11 protein-coding genes are annotated in these 17,082 nt (G+C 52.9%); 4 read left to right on the top strand and 7 right to left on the bottom strand.

What is annotated here, in order from left to right; all coding sequences use genetic code 11:
* Positions 1 to 16 precede the first annotated feature (16 nt).
* Genes wzc through C5523_RS09075 form a run of 3 tightly spaced genes read right to left on the bottom strand, consistent with a single transcriptional unit; the run spans position 17 to position 3,771 of the window.
* Positions 17 to 2,179 (bottom strand): tyrosine-protein kinase Wzc, encoded by a 2,163-nt coding sequence (wzc, locus tag C5523_RS09085; protein WP_108700972.1) that lies wholly within the window; start codon positions 2,177 to 2,179, stop codon positions 17 to 19.
* A 2-nt stretch (positions 2,180 to 2,181) separates the two neighbouring features.
* Complete coding sequence (gene wzb, locus C5523_RS09080) at positions 2,182 to 2,625, bottom strand: low molecular weight protein-tyrosine-phosphatase Wzb (RefSeq protein ID WP_041851975.1); 444 nt, start codon at positions 2,623 to 2,625, stop codon at positions 2,182 to 2,184.
* 6 nt (positions 2,626 to 2,631) lie between these two features.
* Positions 2,632 to 3,771 (bottom strand): polysaccharide export protein, encoded by a 1,140-nt coding sequence (locus tag C5523_RS09075; RefSeq protein ID WP_041851976.1) that lies wholly within the window; start codon positions 3,769 to 3,771, stop codon positions 2,632 to 2,634.
* A 695-nt stretch (positions 3,772 to 4,466) separates the two neighbouring features.
* On the opposite strand from C5523_RS09075, the gene C5523_RS09065 reads away from it, so the two are divergent.
* On the top strand, positions 4,467 to 6,050 hold the full coding sequence (locus tag C5523_RS09065; protein WP_041851977.1) for a TerC family protein: 1,584 nt from the start codon (positions 4,467 to 4,469) through the stop codon (positions 6,048 to 6,050).
* A gap of 21 nt (positions 6,051 to 6,071) precedes the next feature.
* On the opposite strand, the gene asmA is transcribed toward C5523_RS09065, so the two are convergent.
* The 3 genes from asmA to udk all read right to left on the bottom strand — a co-directional run bounded on the left by asmA (position 6,072) and on the right by udk (position 9,253).
* Complete coding sequence (asmA, locus tag C5523_RS09060; protein ID WP_107223920.1) at positions 6,072 to 7,922, bottom strand: outer membrane assembly protein AsmA; 1,851 nt, start codon at positions 7,920 to 7,922, stop codon at positions 6,072 to 6,074.
* A gap of 25 nt (positions 7,923 to 7,947) precedes the next feature.
* Positions 7,948 to 8,529: a dCTP deaminase gene (gene dcd, locus C5523_RS09055; RefSeq protein ID WP_041851979.1), complete on the bottom strand. Its 582-nt coding sequence runs from the start codon at positions 8,527 to 8,529 to the stop codon at positions 7,948 to 7,950.
* Between the two features lie 82 nt (positions 8,530 to 8,611).
* Entirely contained in the window at positions 8,612 to 9,253 is a 642-nt protein-coding gene (gene udk / locus C5523_RS09050) for a uridine kinase (RefSeq protein WP_041852052.1), read from the bottom strand.
* 354 nt (positions 9,254 to 9,607) lie between these two features.
* Between udk and C5523_RS09045 the strand changes: the two genes are divergently transcribed.
* Positions 9,608 to 12,940 carry a diguanylate cyclase gene (locus tag C5523_RS09045; RefSeq protein ID WP_108700971.1) on the top strand — a complete coding sequence of 1,111 codons (3,333 nt, stop codon included), beginning with the start codon at positions 9,608 to 9,610 and terminating at the stop codon, positions 12,938 to 12,940.
* Here the strand turns inward: C5523_RS09045 and alkA are convergent.
* Complete coding sequence (gene alkA, locus C5523_RS09040; protein WP_041851981.1) at positions 12,933 to 13,781, bottom strand: DNA-3-methyladenine glycosylase 2; 849 nt, start codon at positions 13,779 to 13,781, stop codon at positions 12,933 to 12,935. The genes C5523_RS09045 and alkA overlap by 8 nt on opposite strands.
* A 134-nt stretch (positions 13,782 to 13,915) precedes the next feature.
* Here alkA and yegD point away from each other — a divergent pair, with 134 nt between their 5' ends.
* Both yegD and C5523_RS09030 read left to right on the top strand, forming a co-directional pair.
* Entirely contained in the window at positions 13,916 to 15,268 is a 1,353-nt protein-coding gene (gene yegD, locus C5523_RS09035) for a molecular chaperone (RefSeq protein WP_108700970.1), read from the top strand.
* Positions 15,269 to 15,885: 617 nt separating this feature from the next.
* A complete protein-coding gene (locus C5523_RS09030) occupies positions 15,886 to 16,974 on the top strand; it encodes a fimbrial protein (protein WP_108700969.1) in 1,089 nt (362 codons plus the stop codon).
* The last annotated feature ends 108 nt before the right edge of the window (positions 16,975 to 17,082 follow it).

Genomic DNA, 17,082 nt, shown 5'->3' with positions numbered 1-17,082 from the left:
GGGTGAGGGGAAAATATTATTTGCTATCAGACTTGTATTCGTATTCGTAATAGCCGTAATCCTGATAGCCAGTAGCGCGGCGGAAAATGGAGTTCAGGATGACGCCTTTGACCTGAATACCGTTTTGCTCAAAGCGGCTCAGGCTGGTCTGGACCTCTTTCACCGTGTTCACCGCGTAACGTGCGACCATCAGCGTGGTGCCCGCATGGCGACCCACAATCGCGGCATCGGTCACCGCAAGGATTGGCGGTGTATCAATCAGCACCAGGTCATAATGTTTACTCGCCCAGTCGAGCAACTGCGTGAAACGTTCGCTCATCAAGAGTTCGGACGGGTTTGGCGGGATCTGCCCACGCGGAACCAGGTCAAAGTTGGCGATGGAGGTCTTTTTGGCGCAGCTTTCAATATTGCCCTTGCCCACCAGAATGTCCGACAGACCGTTAACGTTATCGGTACCGAGCAGTTCATGGGTATAGCCTTTGCGCATATCACAGTCGATCATCAGCACACGTTTGTTGGTCTGGCTAATGACCGCCGCCAGGTTGGCGCAGACAAACGTTTTACCAATCGACGGGCTGACCCCGGTCATCATCAGGACGTTATTGGGCGCCTGCATCATGGCGAAATGGAGGCTGGTGCGCAGGCTGCGTACCGCTTCAATCGCCAGATCCGCCGGGTTACCCACCGCCAGCAACTGGCGCTGTTTGTAACGCTTGTTGCCCTTGACGGTTTTGACCGTATCGCGCGCTTTTTGCCACTCCGACAGTGGGATGCTGGCGTAAACACTGATCCCCTGCTCTTCCAGCGCCTGCGGGCTTTCGATACCACGATTAAAGAGTGAACGCAGCAGAATCACCACAACGGAGAGAATCAACCCAAGGATGATACTGCCAAGAATGATCAGCGCTTTTTTCGGTTTCAGTACGCCAGGTTGAGTAATGGCGGCATCGACAATGCGCACATCCCCTACAGTACTGGCCTCGGTAATACGCAGCTCTTGCTGTTTATTCAGCAACTGCATATAAACCTGCTGGCCGGATTCCACATCACGCGTCAGACGGACAATCTCCTGCTGCGTTTTTGGCATTGCCGTCACGCGGGTGTTGAGTTTGGCCTTTTCATCTTCCAGCGCTTTGCGTTTTTCCAGCAATGTGCGGTAAGCCGGGTGCGCTTTGGTGTACAGCTTGGAAATCTCCGCCTCTTTAAAGGTCAGTTCATTAAGCTGCGCATCGATGTTAACCATCGAGTCGAGCACCGATTTCGCTTCCAGCGGCAGGTCGACAGAGTCTTGCTGCTGACGATAGGTGTTGAGTTTGTTTTCGGCCACGTCCAGTTTGGCGCGTACTTCCGGCAGTTGTTTATTGAGGAACTCCAGGCTCTTAGCCGCCTCTTCGGATTTACGCTCAACGTTTTGTTGCAGGTAGTTGCGGGTAATACTGTTCAGAATATCGCGGATCTGATCGCGATCTTCTCCGATATAGGTAAGACTGAGCACCCCGGTATCTTTGCCGTTCTCGGTCACGCTCAGGTTGTTTTGCAGATTATTGATCATCCCGAGCGTCGAGAATTTGGTCACGGTGAATTCGCTGTCGTTCGCCGCCTGAATGGCGCTTACCAGCATGGTCACACCGTCCTTACTTAACGGTTGCCCTACTTCACCACGAGCGCTGAAACCACCGTCGCTGGTCAGGGAGTACTGTTTCGGCCCCAGCACCTTGAGGGTAAAGACCTGATCATTCATGCCTTTGGGGAGCGTGAATGTCGTCACTTTGACCGTGTCATTTTGCCGACCCATCAGTCTGTCCCAGCCCGCGCCAAAAACCGGAAAAGTGTTTTTGGTTACGGCGATATCCAGGTTTAAATCATCGACGGTTTTACCCAGCACCAGCCTGGACTGAATCAACTGAATTTCCGCTTCTGACGCGGGTGGCTTGTTTGTCAGCGCCGAACCGATATCCTGCACCAGCGAATTACCGGCATTCTGCTCAATCTGTACCAGCGCATCCGCACTGTAGATGGGCGTGGCAAACAGGCAGTAAACGATAGCAGCCGCGGCAAATAAGCCGGTGATCCCCAGCACCCACAAGCGTGCCTCGACGACTGTACCGATTAATCGCCCTACATCGATTTCATCATTTCCCACCGACGACGCGGCGGAATGGTGTGTTTTCTCTGTCATTGTTATCCCTGCTGAGCGTTCAGTGCCTGCGCCCACTGGCGGGCAGACTGGTCAAGTAAGGTGTAAACAGCCTCAAAGGCGTCGCGGCTTTTGCGATACGGATCGGGAATTTCACGTTCATCGTCCCAGTGACCAAACAGCATCACTTTGCCGCGCATTTCCGGCGCGATTTCGCACAGTGCGGCGATATGCCGTTTTTCCATGACCAGAATCAGGTCGAAATCACGGCACATTTTTCCGGAAATCTGCCGGGCGCAATGCCCTTCAAGGGACAGATTGTTTTTCTCTGCCACGCGCGTTGCTTCCGCATCCGCGCTTTTACCTACCAGCGCCCCGAGACCGGCTGACTCCACCGTTAATGCGGGCTGATACTTTTTCAACAGCCGCTCCGCCGTGGGGGAACGGCAAATGTTCCCCACACACACCACCAGAATTTTGTTAAACATCGCCTATCACCAGGTGTGAATGTCGCGCGCCGTATCCGTCATGTAGCGAACGCCACTGATGGTTGGCAGCAACTGATTGATGAGACGGTTCCAGCGAGCAACCGGTGCGGTCGTCACATACACCACGTCATACGGCTGGAGGCGGAATTCAGTCGCCATCACCAGCGATGTCGCATCGGACATATCAAGCTGATAGATGTTGGCAATCTTGCCGCCGCGACCGTTCTCGCCTTTCAGCGGACGAATAACGAAGATGCCGCTGGCGTTGGAGGTCGTCAGATCGATGCCTTCGGCCTGACCCAGCGCTTCGGTCAACGTCATACCGCTGAAGTCCATTTTGAGGGTGCTCTGTTTTTTAACTTCACCCATTACGAAGACTTTCAGATCGTCATTACGCGGTACGAAAAGGATGTCGCCCGGATAGAGCAGACGGTTTTGGCTCAAATCGCCGTTCTGCATCAGCGCCTGCAGGGAGATACGTTGTTCTTTGCCGTTATGCGTCAGCACCACATTGCGCCAGTCGGCGGCATCGGTCAGTCCGCCCGCGGCGTTAATCGCATCCAGAACCGTCAGCGGAACGTTGGTGATGGCCTGCTGGCCTGATTTGTTGACCTGCCCGGAGACATAGGCTTTCTGCGAACGGAAGGCGGCGATATTAACGTCCACCTGCGGGTCAGCGATGTACGTCGCTAAGCGGCTGGTAATATCACTGCGGATTTCGCCAAGGGTTTTCCCCACAACGTGAACTTTGCCAATATAGGGATAGAACATGGTGCCATCGGGCTGTACCCAGTTACCGGTGTCGCTTGAACTGCGGTACTGGCCGGCCGGTGTGGTCAGTTCAGGGTGGTCCCAGACGGTAACGCTAAGCACATCCCCTGGGCCAACGCGATATTGATAGTTTGAGATTTCCTGATCCAGCGACATATTCGGCTGGGCGACATTCGGTCGCGGACGTAATTGTTCAACCAGACGTGGCGTCAATGGATAGACATTCACCATGCGGTCTAAATCAAAATCGGCGTCTTGTTGTTTAATCACATCTTTTCCCGATGTTGACATATTGCTACCGGGAAAAACTGTGCAGCCACTCATCAAGCTCATGGACACCAATAATGGTATCAATTTCGTTTTGGATTTCATCATTGATTAATTATCACTTTTGCAGAGTAATTATCCTGTGTATTTAAATAAGCGACTGTTCATAACGGAAGCAGAATGCAGTTAATCGGAACTTAATATAACTGGTATCAATCCTAAAAATCGCTTATTCAACCACATGCTATTGACAGAATAATCCAGACTTTTTGACATGCTGTCAGGCAGGCTACCGCCCTTGGCTTTCAGCTACCAATCCACTGATTAAACAGTAAGTTATTGAAAACACCCTTTTGTACCCCGAACCTGATAGAGAATATTCCTGGATGCCTTAAATACGGCAGTCATAAGGATTTACGCTGTTTAGCTGCATTAAAAATAACTTCACAGGTATATTTGAAACATGCTGGAGGAATTGTTGCAGCTAAGCGAATTACAGGCAAGGCAACATCCCGCCCTAAACATATTTTTAAGAATAATATTAAGAGCAAATATTTAGGTTTTTAGGATTTTATTGATATTGACAAAATCCTTACCTGCATTTACGCATGCGAAATATCCGAAAAGGTCTTTTCATTTGCTGGCGCAAATAATCCCAATATTAATAAGGAAATAGATTTTTAATATATTCCCTGCCGCAATCACAAATAAGATAAATCGCATACCGGCATTGCAATTTAGATGGGCTTTATCCATGATCAGATAATGACAATTGTTAGAATTGATAAGGTGTTACACATACGATGGAATGGATTGCCGATCCATCAATCTGGGCCGGTCTGATTACGCTGATTGTGATCGAACTCGTGCTCGGCATTGATAACCTGGTTTTTATCGCGATACTTGCGGAAAAACTCCCACCGGCGCAACGCGACCGTGCCCGTGTCACAGGGCTGCTACTGGCGATGGTCATGCGCCTGCTACTGCTTGCGTCTATCTCCTGGCTGGTTACGCTCACCAATCCTCTTTTTTCCTTCCGCGACCTCAGTTTCAGCGCGCGCGATCTCATTATGCTGTTCGGCGGCCTGTTTCTGCTCTTTAAGGCCACCGTGGAACTCAATGAACGCCTGGAAGGTAAGGACAGCGATAACCCCACGCAACGGCGCGGGGCGAAGTTTTGGGCCGTGGTAGCGCAAATCGTCGTCCTGGATGCCGTTTTCTCTCTCGACTCAGTGATTACCGCAGTCGGGATGGTTGATCATCTGGCTGTCATGATGGCCGCCGTGATTGTCGCCATCTCGCTGATGCTGCTTGCCAGCAAAGCGCTGACGCGTTTTGTAAACAGCCACCCGACGATTGTCATTCTTTGTCTGAGCTTCCTGCTGATGATTGGCTTTAGCCTTGTCGCCGAAGGTTTTGGTTTCCATATCCCGAAAGGCTACCTGTATGCCGCGATAGGCTTCTCGGTCATGATTGAAGCGCTTAATCAGCTTGCTATCTTCAACCGTCGCCGTTTCCTCTCAGCCAACCAGACCTTACGCCAGCGTACGACAGAAGCCGTCTTGCGCCTGCTGAGCGGCAAAAAAGAGGATGCGGAGCTTGATGCTGAAACCTCTTCACTGCTGGTCGACCATGACAGCAGCCAGCTTTTTAACCCGCAAGAGCGGCGGATGATTGGACGGGTGCTTAACCTCAATCAGCGTACCGTTAGCAGTATCATGACCTCCCGTCATGATATTGAACATATCGATTTGAACGCCCCGGAAGCGGAGATTCGCGATCTGCTGGAGAAAAACCAGCATACGCGCATAGTGGTGACCGGTGGCAATGAAGAGAGTGATTTGCTGGGCGTGGTACATATTATTGATTTACTGCAACAGTCCCTGCGCGGTGAGCCGCTGGATCTGCGCGTATTGATCCGCCAGCCGCTGGTATTCCCGGAAACCCTGCCACTGCTGCAGGCGCTGGAACAGTTTCGTAGTGCCCGCACCCATTTTGCGTTTGTGGTCGATGAGTTCGGTTCGGTTGAAGGTGTGGTCACCCTGAGCGACGTGATGGAGACCATCGCCGGCAATCTGCCGAATGAAGTAGAGGAGATCGATGCCCGCCACGACATTCAGAAAAACAGTGACGGTAGCTGGACCGCGAATGGCCATATGCCGCTGGAAGATTTGGTGCAATATGTCCCGCTGCCGCTGGATGAAAAGCGCGAATACCACACAATCGCCGGGCTACTGATGGAGTATTTGCAGCGGATCCCGACGCCAGGGGAAGAGGTTCAGGTAGGCGACTATGTCGTAAAAACGCTGGAGGTGGAAAGTCACCGCGTGCAGAAGGTCCAGATCATCGCCCTGAATACGGGCGACGAACTGGATTATCAGGTCTGACTGACGCCGGGGCTCCCGGCGTTACAGTTTATTGAGCAGTTTTTTCAGGTCTTTACCGTTCTGGCTGTCTTTGTTGCGATCCGCCCACTCATTCAGTCGGCGTTTCGCTTCATCCTGCAAATGCTTACGTAAAATCTGATCGACCTGCAGGCTGTAATTCAGTGACTGCCATTTACCATACACGTTCAGCGGAATGTCAGTAGATTTCAGGTAATCAATCAGTTTACTGTCGCCTTTCCAGCCGTCGAGTACGCGAATGTTGAAGTGAGTATCACACTGCTCCTTCACCAGATCCATTTCACCCTGGCCGGACAGGCTCAGCAACGGTGAACGCCCCTGCATATCCGCCAGCGTCATGACCCCCGAGTCCAGCGACAAATCAGTGCTGAAGGTGTCGAGACGCGTCACGTTATCGTAATTTTCCTGCGCCTGTACATCACTGCTACGGGCAACGGCCTGCTGGACCAGTTGTTGGAAGTTCAGCCCTTCCATCTGGCTGTCTTTTATCTCGACATGGGCATCGCCCTGCCAGTGACGGCGGAAATCATCGGCATCAATCCGGCTACCCGAAAAATCGCCCGCCAGAGAGAGTTTACCCGTGAGGGCTATCGGGTAATTGAACGCTTTAAGAATATTGCCAATCTCGACGTTATCCAGCCGCGGCTGGAAGACGGCACGTGACTTATCACGGCGTACATCCAGCATACCGGGCAGAGAGATATCCCCATCGCCCATTTTGCCCTGCAGCGTAGAGATGCTGAGCAAACCGGCATTATTAGAGAACTGACCGGTGACGTTATCAAAGCGCATTCCGCGCCAGCGAATATTATTGGCGGTAAGCGATACCTGCGCGGTGAAATCACGCAGGCTGGTATATTCCTGCTGTACGCTATTGGCAATCACCGGCCGCGGCATACGCCCCTGCGCTTGCTGCCCCTGTTGTTCAGTCGAAGCATCCGTGGAAGCCGTCTCTTTCGGCGCAAGCAGGTTATCGAGATTCAGCGTGTCGAACTGTAAATCCAGCAGCCATTGCGGTTTTGCGGAAAGAATGACGCTGCCCTTGCCGCTAAATGCGCTGTCGTTGGCGCTAAGACGGAGATTGCTAATGGAAATTTGCTGACGATCGCCCTGCCACTGCGCGGAGAGGCTCCCCTCGCCCGCAATCCCCTGTGCCGGGACATCGCCACCCTGCAATTGCCATTTCAGATCGCTAATCGCCGCCGTGAGGTGGGTCGGATAATCGCTGGCATCCACTTGCGCTTTCAGGGATAACGAGAGATCGCGCTGATCGCGATTCACGCGCCCTGAAAAGTCCAGCGTCGCCTGGTGCGTAGCATCCTGTTCCATCTGCAGATGAATATCGCGTACGGTAATCTGTTCGTCGTTTTCATGCTGGAAAACCAGCACGCTGTCGGCAACCTGTAGTCGGGCAATATCCCACGACCAGCCACGATCTTCGGCAGCCTGCGGCAGCGTGTTCTCTTTGGGGGCCACCGGTGCATCATGTTCTGGTGCCGCATAAGTCTGCGGCGTCAGTTGAATGACCGCCCCTTTGAGCATGACCTGCTTCACCTGAAGCTGATGAGAGAGCAGCGGCAGCAGCCCAACATCCAGGCGCATATTGTCTGCTTTCACCACCGGGGCTTCCGCTCCCGGGGCGGTCAGGGTAATGCGCCCGGAGAGAATGCTCAGTTGCGGCCAGACATGCCAGCGCAGCGGGCCGTCAAGTTGCAACTGATAGCCGCTACGGGCTTCAACCTGACGCACCATATAGTCACGAAAATCGTTTGGGTTGACCATGACGACCAACGCCGAAAGGCCGGCTACCAGCACGACCAGTAAAATCATTAGCGTGGTTAACACTCTTCTCATGGCAGCCTCAGCGGGTACAAATCACTCAGTCCTTATCAATGCGGCTGGCAACCGCGCCCTGCTGATCGCGATACTTCGCGTCCTGGCGGCGGTTATACGGACGGTCGGCCGGGCCGGAGAGCGGTTCAAAGCTCAGCGCACCAATCAGCATACCGGGGCGCAATGCCAGCGGCAGTTTGCCAGAATTATAGAACTCCAGCACGATACTGCCGGACCAGCCGGGATCGATGCGATGTGCGGTGACGTGGACCATCAGCCCCAGACGCGCCAGTGAAGAACGGCCATCCAGCCAGCCCACCAGGTCGGCCGGCAATGTCACCGATTCAAAAGTCACCGCCAGCGCCAGTTCCCCAGGATGCAGGAAAAATGCTTCCCCGTCGGGGAGAACGATTTCATCGCTCATTACACGATCGAGCGCCGCGCTCACTTCATCTTTCGGCCCGCTCAAATCGATGAACGCAGCAGTGTGCCCACGGAAGGTACGAAATTTGTTGCCCAGGCGGACATCGACAGTCGCGCCATTAATGCGCTCAACGGGGGGACGCGGGGTAATCGACAGACGCCCCTGATCCAGCCAGGCTTCAATATCTCGGTCGCAAAGACGCATGGCACTTTCTCCTTTCGTGCATGACGCCCCTGACAGTTCAGGGGCAAAGCAAAGTAAACTAAAGGGTACAGCCTATCATGTATTATTCAAAAAACTGGCTGATTTTGGCTTTCAGAATATCAATGGCGATACGGTTTTTACCCCCGCGCGGCACGATGATATCGGCATACTGCTTGGAAGGCTCAATAAACTGCAGGAACATCGGGCGAACCGTCTTCTGATATTGTGCCATCACCGAGTCCATTGACCGGCCACGCTCGTTCACGTCACGCTTGATACGGCGCATCAGGCAGATATCCAGCGGGGTATCAACGAAGATAGAAAAGTTCATCTCATCACGCAGGCGCGCATCGGTCAGCAGCAGAATGCCTTCAAGAATGATGACTTTTTTCGGTTCGATGTGAATAGTTTCCGGTGTGCGGGTATGTTCTACATAACTATAGACCGGTAATTCAATGGCCTGGCCGCTTTTGAGCATCTGCAGATGCTGGAACAGCAGACTATGATCCATGGAGCTTGGATGGTCATAGTTGGTTTTGACACGCTCTTCCATCGACAGATGGCCTTGATCTTTATAGTAACTGTCTTCCGGAATAACGCCGATATGCTCATCACCCACCTGCTCACGCAGTTCACGATAAAGCGTGCTGGCAATAAGACTTTTACCTGAAGCCGATGCGCCGGCGATGCCGATAATGACGCACTGATGTGACTTATCAGTCATAAATTTAGCGACCTGATTAACCTGGATGTAAAGGAAGGACGACGCCTGAGCGTCAAACGCGGCAATTATAGGGATTTCGCGTCCATGATACCAGTCGAATACGTCCTGTACGCCGTTCGGGAAAAAAGCGCGGTGCTTATTTTGCAAAATGCGACTTTTCGCAAATCAGAACGTTCAAATTAACAGCGCTTGTCGGCTTTTTTCCCGAAACTAAGTAATTAATAACATTATGATGTCAAATTCTGAGCAGACGGCATAGGAATTGTAAATTGTTTGTACTAGCATAATCCGAACTCATATTTAACTCGTCCGGACGCCGTTCCTGACAACATAGGGTTTGCGGATTAAGCGGTAATGATGAAACAAAATCAGCGAGTCTTGATGGCCACCCCTAACCTTATACTGCGTCTGCTCAGTTTGGGGTTATTGTCGTTCATCTTTTCGTTATTCTCGCTGCAACTGACCCGCTTCGGAACGCACCTCTCACCGCTATGGTTTCCCTCTGCCCTGATGATGGTGGCGTTTTATCGCCACGCCGGAAAAATGTGGCCGGGCATCGCCGTCGTCTGTTCGTTGGGCAGTGTGGCGGCCACCATTCAGTTGTTTTCGGTCAGTTCAGTCAATCTCTGGTATACGGTTATCAACGTTATTGAAGCGGTCACCGGGGCCATGCTACTACGCAAATTTTTGCCCTGGTATAACCCGCTACAGAATCTAAGCGACTGGATACGGCTGGCTATCAGTAGCGCGCTCATCCCTCCCCTGCTGGGCGGGATTTTAGTTTGCCTGTTGGTGCCCACAGACAACCTCGTGCGCACCTTCATGCTCTGGGTGCTCTCAGAGGCCATTGGCGCTCTGGCGCTGGTGCCGATTGGTGTTCTCTTTAAACCGCACTACCTGCTGCGCCACCGTAAACCGCAGTTGCTTCTTGAAACCCTGGCAACCCTGGCCGTGACGCTCTGCCTGAGCTGGCTGGCAATGACCTGGCTGCCCTGGCCGTTTACCGCCGTGATCGTGCTGCTGATGTGGAGCGCCATCCGCCTGCCGCGTATGGAAGCGTTCCTTATCTACCTGATTACCATCATGATGGTGTCGCTGATGATGGCGGCTCATCCACAGGTGGGCATTCTCACACCCAAAACTGGCGCGATGTTGAACGCACCCTGGCTGCCGTTTTTAATGATTCTTCTGCCCGCTAACGTCATGACAATGGTGATGTATGCCTTCCGGGCCGAACGCAAACATATTAGCGAAAGCGAAGAGCGCTTTCGTAATGCGATGGAATACTCCGCCATCGGCATGGCGCTGGTCGGCCTCCAGGGGCAGTGGCTACAGGCCAACAAAGCCCTGTGCAATTTTCTGGGCTACACCCAGGAAGAATTGCGGCTGATGACCTTCCAGCAACTTACCTGGCCGGAAGACCTGAATAAAGACCTGGAGCAGTTGGATCTGTTAGTTCGCGGCGAAATCAATACCTACTCGCTGGAAAAGCGCTACTACACCCGCAGCGGTGATTTGGTCTGGGCGCTACTGGCAGTGTCGGTGGTGCGTCACGCGGATGGCTCTCCGCGTTATTTCATCGCCCAGGTCGAAGACATAAACGATCTGAAACAGACTGAGTGGGTCAATAAACGGTTGATGGAACGTATCACCCTGGCGAACGAAGCCGGGGGGATAGGTATCTGGGAGTGGGAACTGGAGCCGGATATCATCAGTTGGGACAAGCGTATGTTCGAGCTGTATGAAGTGCCGTCGCATATTAAACCGACCTGGCAGCTTTGGTATGAACGTATTTTGCCTGAGGACCGGGAAGAGACCGAACGCATTATCCGCGACTCTTTGATGTCGCGGATCGCCTTTAAACTGGAGTTTCGTATTGCCGTAAAAGACGGTATTCGCCATATCCGTACCCTCGCCAACCGGGTGCTTAACCGCAATGGCGAAGTGGAACGTCTGCTCGGCGTTAATATGGACATGACCGAGGTGAAGCAACTCAACGAAGCGCTGTTCCAGGAAAAAGAGCGTCTGCATATTACCCTGGACTCCATCGGCGAGGCCGTGCTCTGTACTGACGTCGATATGAACGTCACTTTTATGAACCCGGTCGCCGAAAAAATGAGCGGATGGTCGCAGGAACAGGCGATGTCGCAGCCGCTGCTGAACGTGCTGCGTATTACCTTTGGTGAAACCGGCCCGTCGATGGAAAACATCCATAGCGGCGATATGTCGCGCTCTGCTATCGAACAGGATGTGGTGCTTCATTGCCGTACCGGCGGCACTTACGATATCCATTACAGCGTGACGCCGCTGAGCACCCTTGATGGGCAAAATATCGGCTTTGTGCTGGTTATTCAGGACGTCACCGAGTCGCGTAAGATGCTGCGCCAGCTCAGCTACAGCGCCTCTCACGACGCCCTGACCCATCTGGCGAACCGCGTTAATTTCGAAACGCACCTTAAGCGCCTGCTGAAAAGCGTGCAGGAGTTACATCAGCGTCATGCGCTGGTATTTATCGATCTCGATCGCTTTAAAGCAGTGAACGATACCGCCGGGCATGCCGCTGGCGACGCCCTGCTGCGTGAGCTCTCCTCTCTGATGCTGAGTATGCTGCGCTCCACCGATATTCTGGCCCGTCTGGGCGGCGATGAGTTTGGCCTGCTGTTGCCGGACTGCAACGTCGAAAGCGCGCGGTATATTTCCGGGCGCATTATTCAGTCGATTAACGACTACCACTTCATGTGGGAAGGCCGCATGCACCGTATCGGCGCCAGCGCGGGGATCACCATTATTGATGAAACCAACCATCAGGCCTCGGAAGTCATGTCGCAGGCCGACATTGCCTGCTATGCGTCGAAAAATAATGGCCGCGGACTGGTGACCGTCTATGAAGCGCTGCAAGGTCAGATGCTCCAGGAACGCAGCATGATGTCGCTGGAGGAGCAATGGCGGATGATCAAAGACAATCACCTGATGATGATTGCCCGCAGCGTCGCCTCACCGCGCGTACCGGAAACCTGCAACTTCTGGTTGCTCTCTCTGCGCCTGTGGACCAGCGAAGGCGAAGTCATGGAAGAGCGGGCTTTCCGCGCCGGGTTAAATGAGCCGGAGCTGATCCGCGCCCTTGACCGCCGCGTATTCCATGAGTTTTTCCGTAACCACGCCACCGCCGTTGCGGCGAAAGGGTTGGGTGTCGCATTACCACTTTCGGCTGCCGGGCTTTCCAACAGCAAACTGGTAGATGAAATATTGGACCTGCTCGAACATGGACCGATGCCGGGTCGCCTGCTGCATCTGATGATCAACGCCGACGCCCTTATGCGTCAGGGCAAAGAGATTATCGATAACCTGAAAAAGCTGCGCCATGCGGGCTGCCGTATCATCCTGAGCCACATTGGCCAGGACCTGGAAATTTTCAACCATCTTACGCCGCACACCGCCGATTACCTTTTGCTCGACCAGGAGCTGGTGACAAATGTTCATGGCAACCTGATGGATGAAATGATGGTCACGATTGTCCAGGGCCATGCCCAGCGTCTGGGCCTTAAGAGCATTGCAGGGCCAACAAACCAGCCGCTGATGATGGATACGCTTTCCGGAATTGGCATTGATTTGATCTTCGGCGACACCATTTCACAGCCTCAGCCGCTGGATATGATGCTCAACACCAGCTACTTCGCCATTAACTAACGGTGAGATGTGGCTGCCAGCCCTCGGTATACCAGATGTGCAGCAACGCGTAAGAACGCCACGGCTGCCAGCGCTCGGCATAGCGGCGAATCTGCGCGGGCGTCATTCCGGCAAAACGCTGCTTAATCAGATAATCATCCGCCAGGAAAACATCCTTTGCCTGCCAGCCGCGCAGGGCGAAATAGTTCGCCGTCCAGCGGCCAATTCCCGGAAAGGTTTGTAGCGTTTTCATCCCGCGTTCAACATCATCCGGCATCGTCAGGGGAAACGTCCCGTCCAGCACCGATTGCGCGAGAAAGATCAGCGATTCCGCGCGCTTTACCGGCATGCCTAATGCTTTGAGCGCCAGCGGATCCGCCTGCGCCAGTTGCGCGGGCTGCGGGAACAGAACGAACTGCTCATCCAGCCTGTCGCCGTACAGAGCCGCCACGCGGGAGGTCAGCTTTGCCGCCATCGCCACGCTCACCAGTTGGCCCAGAATTGCGCGGACGGCCTGTTCAAACGGGTCCACGCAGCCAGGAAGGCGCAGACCTGGTCGCGCGGCCCCCACATCCCCGAGCGCATCGGTAATGACCTGTGGCGTACAGTCGAGATCAAAAAGCTGGCTCAGCCGCTGCAAACAGACATCTGCCACCGGCAACAGGCCATCGCTCAGCGTAACTTTAAGGGTTGAAGTGGCCTCATCCGGCTCGGCGCTCATCACGCCGCGATGCTCGCCAAGAGCGAACGAGCGGGTGTACGTCGTCTGGGTAATCACTTCGACGCCAGAAACCGTACGCAAGCGTAAAAATTCCAGTATCCATGCCCAGTCATAGGGCGGCTGCCAGCGCAGTGTGTACATACCATCTCCTGTCATTAGTGGCTAAGAGCATATACGCATTCATGATTTTGCGCTTTGCTTTGATATTCCAGTTGTCCTGTCGCGCGCATTCGGCTAAAGTCGCCCCCCTTCTTCACTGGCATGGGGATAAACACGTGTTTGTAGGTTTTGATTACGGCACCGCCAACTGCTCGGTCGCCGTTATGCAGGAAGACACTCCACAACTCTTAAAAATGGAAAACGACAGCACCCTGCTGCCGTCGATGCTCTGCGCGCCCACGCGCGAAGCGGTGAGTGAGTGGCTCTATCGTCACCACAATGTCCCGGCAACGGGGAGCGAAACGCAGGCGCTGCTGCGCCGTGCCGTGAGCTATAACCGCGAAGAAGATATCGACGTCCAGGCGTCAAGCGTCCAGTTCGGCCTGAACTCGCTGCGTCACTATGTGGAAGATCCGCAAGAGGTTTACTTCGTTAAATCACCGAAATCGTTCCTCGGCGCAAGCGGGCTAAAACCGCAGCAAATCGCGCTGTTTGAAGATTTGGTCTGCGCCATGATGCTGCACATTCGCCAGCAGGCAGAAGCACAGCTTCCGCAGACGATTGACCAGGCGGTGATTGGCCGGCCGATTAACTTCCAGGGGCTGGGGGGTGATGACGCCAACGCGCAGGCTCAGGGCATCCTTGAGCGTGCGGCAAAACGCGCCGGTTTTCGCGATGTCGTGTTCCAGTACGAACCTGTGGCTGCCGGGCTGGATTTTGAAGCCACTTTGCGCGAAGAAAAGCGCGTGCTGGTGGTGGATATCGGCGGCGGGACAACCGACTGTTCGTTATTGCTGATGGGGCCACAGTGGCACAATCGTCAGGATCGTGAGACCAGCCTGCTGGGGCACAGTGGTTGCCGTGTCGGCGGTAACGACCTGGACATCGCGCTGGCGTTTAAAAACCTGATGCCGCTGCTCGGCATGGGCGGCCAGACAGAAAAAGGCATCGCGTTGCCGATCCTGCCCTGGTGGAACGCTGTCGCAATTAACGACGTTCCGGCGCAAACCGATTTCTACAGCGCGGCAAACGGACGCCTGCTCAACGACCTGGTACGCGACGCACGCGAGGCGGACAAAGTCGCCCTGCTGCAAAAGGTATGGAAGCAGCGCTTAAGTTACCGCCTGGTGCGCAGTGCCGAAGAGAGCAAAATCGCCCTCTCCGGGCAGATGCAAACCCAGGCGCAGTTGCCGTTTATCAGCAACGAATTAGCGACCGCTATTGATCAGGCGGGACTGGAAGCCGCGCTGAATCAGCCATTGCAGCGTATCCTGGAGCAGGTGCAACTGGCGCTGGACAACAGCGACACGACGCCGGAGGTGATTTATCTCACCGGGGGCAGCGCGCGCTCACCGATTATCAAACGCGCATTGTCACAGGCGCTGCCGGGGATCCCGATTGCCGGTGGCGATGATTTTGGCTCGGTAACTGCCGGCCTGGCCCGTTGGGCACAGGTGGTATTTCGTTAAGGGTTGTAGCACCGCTGCCAGCAGCATAACTTTTTGCGTAACGCAGATAAGTATTATGCTGGCGCGGTATCCCATATTTTCCCGCGCTGTGTCGGAATCTAAATAAGTTTTCACATCGGTGATGCATTACGTTTCAATTCCCAAAAATTGTTTATTATTTCCATAAAAACCATTATCGCTTTCAACTTATTTCATCTATTTTCATTCTCTTCTCACCCCTCGCCAATAATTATTTTCCAAAAAGGCTAATCTGCTTTTTTTTCATAAAAACCGCACAGATGGGGAGATAATATATCCCAAAGAGCTGCATGAATCGCCACAGGCACTACAAATAAAATTGCAAAAAAAACGTCCCGCATTGTTTTTATTGCTCTTTTCACAGTGGATATCACATTGTCGCATTTTCCGGATTGCAACCTGCTCCTGAGATTGTTACAACCAAAGGCAGGTTTTTTGCCGATACAATATCTATCCGAGACCCCATAGTAGCGCATAATCCCATAAGCTTTTCATTCCAGTTCATATCACTACCCGGTCATATATTCATATTAAAAATAATACCATACCTGTTACGGCTGAATTTAATTGCCATAAATATTATCGCTTAAGGAGAAGTAATGATAATACGAACGTGGTTTTTTATGATTGTAGTCAGCCTGTTTGTTTTTTGTTCCAATACGCTAGCGGCGTGTTATTTTTATGGCGTTGGCACAATGTCCGGAACACAGAAATTCACTGTCCCCGTCTCGCTGACGTTATCGGTACCCCCCGGCATTCAAAATGGGCAAACTATTTATCAGCAAAATATTAACCTGCAAAATATCAGAGAATTAATGATTAAGTGTGATACCAGTGGGCAATTTTTGTTTGATTATGATTATCTGGCAACCCCGAAACCCGCCTCGACTTTGAACAGTAAAATTTACGAAACGGGTGTTCCAGGAATTGGGATAAAATTTTCGGCATCCGGCCAGGACTTTCCCTCAACGCAGAACAATACGGATTGTAGCAATACGAACTTATGCAAATACCGTTATGGCTGGAATGCCATATCCTCATTTTCTTTAGTTAAAATCGCCGACAATATCGCCGCGGGTGTCATCACCGGAAGCAATCTGCCGACCGTCAGCTATAACTTTGGGCAAGAAGGCAACCTGGTCAACATCTATCAATTCTCGATTACCGGGAATATCCATATTTCTGTTCCTACCTGTGATATTTCGCTTGCCAGTCAACATATGACGGTGCAAATGGGCAAACACTATAAAGGCAATTTTGCCGGGGTCGGCACGGGAACAGACTGGAAGGACGCCAGTATTATTCTGATTAACTGTACACAATTTTACGGTAATAGCAGTGCAGGCGACAGCGGCGCCACTTTTAATGGGACCAGCACCACCTACTCTATTGCGCCAAACAGAGCGGAATTGACACTTAAGGTTCTGAGCGGAATCGAAGACGCAGCAAATGGCATTATGAAAATTGACGAGCATCCACAAAAAGCGACAGGGGTTGGCATTCAGCTTTCCACCACACGTAGCACAAGCGGCAAGGTGGATCTCAATAATCCACTCATCTATCCGCTACCACAGGACGGCTCTTCCACGATCGCTATCCCGCTCTATGCTCGCTACGTTCAGACCAAAAATAAGGTACAAGGCGGTGTCGCCAACGGCAGACTCGAATACACCATCACTTATCAATAATCGGCGACCTGGCGAGAACGACGTCAGGTTTCGAATTTCCCCGTTTTTTTCATCGGAAAAACACCCTAACGCAAATTAAACTCTCAGAAAGACGTTTCCAGACAGTAC

The organism is Phytobacter sp. SCO41, assembly GCF_003073275.1.
Lineage (GTDB): Bacteria > Pseudomonadota > Gammaproteobacteria > Enterobacterales > Enterobacteriaceae > Phytobacter > Phytobacter diazotrophicus.
Note: the sequence above shows the minus strand (reverse complement) of the source record. Positions and strands in the feature narration are given on the sequence as shown.

Excerpts from the sequence above, each read along its gene's own strand:
- wzc (WP_108700972.1), bottom strand. The coding sequence starts at position 2,179 with ATGACAGAGAAAACACACCATTCCGCCGCGTCGTCGGTGGGAAATGAT.
- wzb (WP_041851975.1), bottom strand. The coding sequence starts at position 2,625 with ATGTTTAACAAAATTCTGGTGGTGTGTGTGGGGAACATTTGCCGTTCC.
- C5523_RS09075 (WP_041851976.1), bottom strand. The coding sequence starts at position 3,771 with ATGATGAAATCCAAAACGAAATTGATACCATTATTGGTGTCCATGAGC.
- C5523_RS09065 (WP_041851977.1), top strand. The coding sequence starts at position 4,467 with ATGGAATGGATTGCCGATCCATCAATCTGGGCCGGTCTGATTACGCTG.
- asmA (WP_107223920.1), bottom strand. The coding sequence starts at position 7,922 with ATGAGAAGAGTGTTAACCACGCTAATGATTTTACTGGTCGTGCTGGTA.
- dcd (WP_041851979.1), bottom strand. The coding sequence starts at position 8,529 with ATGCGTCTTTGCGACCGAGATATTGAAGCCTGGCTGGATCAGGGGCGT.
- udk (WP_041852052.1), bottom strand. The coding sequence starts at position 9,253 with ATGACTGATAAGTCACATCAGTGCGTCATTATCGGCATCGCCGGCGCA.
- C5523_RS09045 (WP_108700971.1), top strand. The coding sequence starts at position 9,608 with ATGATGAAACAAAATCAGCGAGTCTTGATGGCCACCCCTAACCTTATA.
- alkA (WP_041851981.1), bottom strand. The coding sequence starts at position 13,781 with ATGTACACACTGCGCTGGCAGCCGCCCTATGACTGGGCATGGATACTG.
- C5523_RS09030 (WP_108700969.1), top strand. The coding sequence starts at position 15,886 with ATGATAATACGAACGTGGTTTTTTATGATTGTAGTCAGCCTGTTTGTT.